This window comes from Idiomarina sp. UBA4206 (assembly GCF_002383015.1).
Taxonomy (GTDB): domain Bacteria; phylum Pseudomonadota; class Gammaproteobacteria; order Enterobacterales; family Alteromonadaceae; genus Idiomarina; species Idiomarina abyssalis.
Window position 1 is genome coordinate 6,745 of record NZ_DFTS01000065.1, and the last position, 3,832, is coordinate 10,576.

Annotated in this window: 4 protein-coding genes; 2 read left to right on the forward strand and 2 right to left on the reverse strand. The window is 46.2% G+C overall.

Going from position 1 to position 3,832, the window contains the following annotated elements:
• A partial coding sequence (locus B3180_RS13205; protein WP_286845014.1) for a peptidase U32 family protein occupies positions 1 to 564 on the reverse strand: 564 nt, incomplete at its 3' end.
• Between the two features lie 94 nt (positions 565 to 658).
• On the opposite strand from B3180_RS13205, the gene ubiT reads away from it, so the two are divergent.
• Positions 659 to 1,156 (forward strand): ubiquinone anaerobic biosynthesis accessory factor UbiT, encoded by a 498-nt coding sequence (ubiT, locus tag B3180_RS13210; protein ID WP_278358601.1) that lies wholly within the window; start codon positions 659 to 661, stop codon positions 1,154 to 1,156.
• A 34-nt stretch (positions 1,157 to 1,190) separates the two neighbouring features.
• Positions 1,191 to 2,552: an oxygen-independent coproporphyrinogen III oxidase gene (gene hemN, locus B3180_RS13215; protein ID WP_286845015.1), complete on the forward strand. Its 1,362-nt coding sequence runs from the start codon at positions 1,191 to 1,193 to the stop codon at positions 2,550 to 2,552.
• A 187-nt stretch (positions 2,553 to 2,739) separates the two neighbouring features.
• Here hemN and nhaD read toward each other — a convergent pair.
• Positions 2,740 to 3,832 (reverse strand): sodium:proton antiporter NhaD (nhaD, locus tag B3180_RS13220; protein ID WP_286845017.1); only part of this gene is annotated, 1,093 nt, incomplete at its 5' end.

Below are 3,832 nucleotides of genomic sequence, written 5' to 3' on the forward strand. Positions count from 1 at the left end.
GGTATTAGGTGATTCACCGGTCAGGTAAGAACTTAAGTAGCAGCGCCCTTCCGCCATAATGCAGAGGCTACCAAAGGCAAATACCTCCAGCTCAACGTCGGTTGTGCGCGCCAGCGCCCGTACCTGCTGCATAGACAGAACCCGGGGTAAAACGACCCTAGAAACACCAAACTGCTGGTAAAATCGAATGGCGCCAGCGTTGGTTGCAGAAGCCTGCACCGATAAGTGCCGCTCAACTCTCGGGTACCTCTCCGCCGCATAAGCCAAAACCGCTAAGTCGGCAATAATCAGCACATCCGCACCGGCCAGTACGGCATCATCAACTGCTTGCCGCCATTTTTCCCAACTGCAGGCATGAGCAAAAGTATTAATAGCAACATGCAGTTTGCGGCCATGCTTATGCACGTAGTCAGCTGCTTCCGATAACTTCATCTGGTTTAAATTCAAACCTGCAAAATGACGCGCATTGGTTTCATCTTTTAGCCCCACATAAACCGCATCGGCACCATTTTCTATAGCCGCTTTTAATGCAGGGATACTTCCGGCTGGACATAACAATTCCATCTGAAACCTCTATTTAACTATTTTGTAGCGCCTTATTTGTTTGTTTATTATAGTGCCCAAGTCTTTTATTTTGTTGTTGTATATGGAGCAAAAAATGAATACCACCAATTGGGTATCTTCTATACCTAAAATAATTCAACCAATAAATAAATTAATACCAGAGCGCATTATTAACTTTGGATCTGAACAGTTATTAAACCGCTTATTTAAAGAAGAAATAATATCGGGTGATCTTGACTTTATTTCTGAACGAGTTGTTGAGATAAAAGTAAAAGATATTGATTTATCACTCTTTTTAACCTTAAAAGGGAACCAGCTAAAAGCCCTTAATAACCCTACAAATGCCGACGTACAGCTTTCAGCAGATGGTGACGCGCTGCTTTTATTGATTTATGGCAAGGTTGATCCTGACACTTTATTTTTCAACCGAAAGTTAATGGTAAAAGGCAATACCGAATTAGGGTTACATTTAAAAAACTTCTTAGACACTATTGAGGTAAATCAAAAGCTTCCAAAGGCCTTATTTTTAATAGGCGACCGCTTTAGCGATTTTATTTATAAAGAAAAAGGTGAAACAATACAGATAAGTTAATTAAATAAGTTTTGACCGAGGTCAAGAGGTGGTTATGAGTACAGTTACCTGGGATAAAGAATTAATCGAAAAATACAACATTAATGGACCTCGTTATACGTCTTATCCCACGGCGTTGATGCTTTCCGAACAATTTTCAGAAAACCGCATTGAAGCCGCACTAAAAAATGCAGGTGACGGACTCTGTTTGTATTTGCACTTACCGTTTTGCCATAAGCTTTGCTACTACTGTGGTTGCAATAAGGTGATCACCCGCCATCAGCACAAAGCCGATAAATATCTGGATTACCTAGCCAAAGAAATGGCGATGTACCAGCCCATGGTAAAAGACAAGAAGATCCGCCAAATTCATTTAGGCGGCGGTACTCCAACCTTTTTGACTGAACAGCAGTTGACCCGGTTAATGGACTTGGTTCACGAGAACTTTACTTTTGCCAGTAACCCGGAAGTCAGTATTGAAATTGACCCACGCAGTTGCAGTGATGAAAAACTTCGCCATTTGCGCGAGTTAGGCTTTAACCGTGTCAGCTACGGCGTACAAGACTTTGACAAAAAAGTTCAGATTGCCATTAACCGCGTACAGGATGTCGATTTAATCGCTCATCAGCTGAAGCTGAGTAAAGAACTGGGCTTTGACTCTATTAACCTAGACTTAATTTACGGACTGCCCTACCAACGTCCGGAAACCTTTAGGAAGTCGATTGAGCAAGTGATTGAAATGGACCCTGACCGTATTTCGGTATTCAGCTATGCGCATTTGCCTGAACGCTTTGCCGGGCAGAAGAAAATACCAGAAGAGTCCATTCCACAACCTTCGGTTAAGTTAAGCCTGCTGGAACAAGCCATTACTCAGCTTAGCGAGGCCGGTTATCAGTTTATTGGCATGGACCACTTTGCGAAGAAAGACGACGGTCTGGCAATTGCTCAGCGCGAAGGTCGTTTGCAACGTAACTTCCAGGGCTATACGACCGACGGGCAGGATGCATTACTGGGCCTGGGCGTATCATCCATTAGCCAGGTAAACGGTGTGCTCTGGCAACACGAAAAAGAGCTACCGGCTTACTACAAAATGATAGATAACGGACAAAAGCCCATTATCAAAGGCATGGCATTAACGGACGAGGATAAAATTCGCGCCGCTCTAATTTCTCAGGTTATCTGCCACTTTGAGCTGGATATTGAGGCCTTTAAAGCCGAGTGGAATATCGATGACTTCTGGGCACATTTCGCCGAAGCCATACCGCTGTTAAAACCGTTTATTGAAGACGGCTTAGTTGATGTATCGGATAAAAAGCTGCGTGTCACAGAATTAGGTCGCCTGTGGGTTCGCAGCATCTGCGCATGCTTTGACGAATACCTGGACCACGGCAAGAACCGCTACTCCAAAGTGGTTTAGTAGAAAGAGGTAAGCCGGTCTTCATACGTTTGGGGCGATCAGGAAAGGACGTTCACGTGGTTAGAGCTTCCAACTCAGAGAGTGAGTAGCGCCAAGGATGGCGCCACTCAAGCCCCCAGGGGTGGGTTTACGGCGTCTCTCTGAGAACAGAAGCCCTGCCCTGAGAGAGCTCTTCCCTTCCCACTAACTAAATATGAAACGTTGTTTCGTTAAGCCACAGGTGCAGTAATATGCTGGCTATGTAACCTAGTGCTATGACCGGGGTCCATTTCAGGTGGGAGGCAAAGGTGTAGTAGCCTCTGGCCTGCCCCATTAGAGCGACACCGGCTGCTGACCCAATGGAGAGTAAGCTACCACCGGTACCTGCGGTTAGGGTAATGAGCAACCACTGACCATGTGACATATCGGGTTCCATCGACAGTACAGCAAACATGACCGGAATGTTGTCAATGACCGCCGAAACGACACCCAGAATGGTATTCGCCATTGTCGCACTCATACCGCCGTAAAGCGTTTCAGAAAGCAGGCTCAGATACCCCATAAAGCCAAGACCGCCAACGCATAAAACGATTCCGTAGAAGAACAACAGAGTGTCCCACTCCGCTCGCGAAACCCGGCTGAATACATCAAAAGGCACCACGCCACCTAATTGCTCCAGCCGTTTTTGGTCGCCTACGCGCTCTGCCATCGCTCGTTTACGAGCTAGAGAGCCTGGTAATGTCATCCGTAAGAAGTAACCGAAGAACTGTAGATAACCTAAGCCCATCATCATGCCCAGCACAGGCGGCAGGTGCAGTACAATATGACAAGTTACCGCTGTAGCTACAGTCAGTAAGAATAAGGCGGTAATTCGCAGCGCACCACGTTTTAGTTCCACCTCGGTGTGCAGTGTTGTCGGCTTTTTATTTTCAATGAAAAAGCTCATCACAATTGCCGGTACTAAATAGTTAGCAACCGATGGCAAGAACAAACGAAGAAACTCGGTAAAAGTGACCTGCCCGGCCTGCCAGACCATGAGCGTGGTGATATCACCAAAGGGGCTGAAGGCGCCACCCGCGTTGGCCGCAACCACAATACTGACACAACATAAGGCGACAAATTTCTTATCGTCCTGGGCAACTTTCATGACCACGGCACACATCAGTAAGGCTGTCGTTAAGTTATCCGCCACCGGAGAAATAAAGAAGGCCAGTAAGCCGGTTATCCAGAACAGCTGCTTATAACTAAAGCCTTTTTTCAGTAACCAGGCTCGCAGTGCATCGAACAAACGGCGCTCTTCC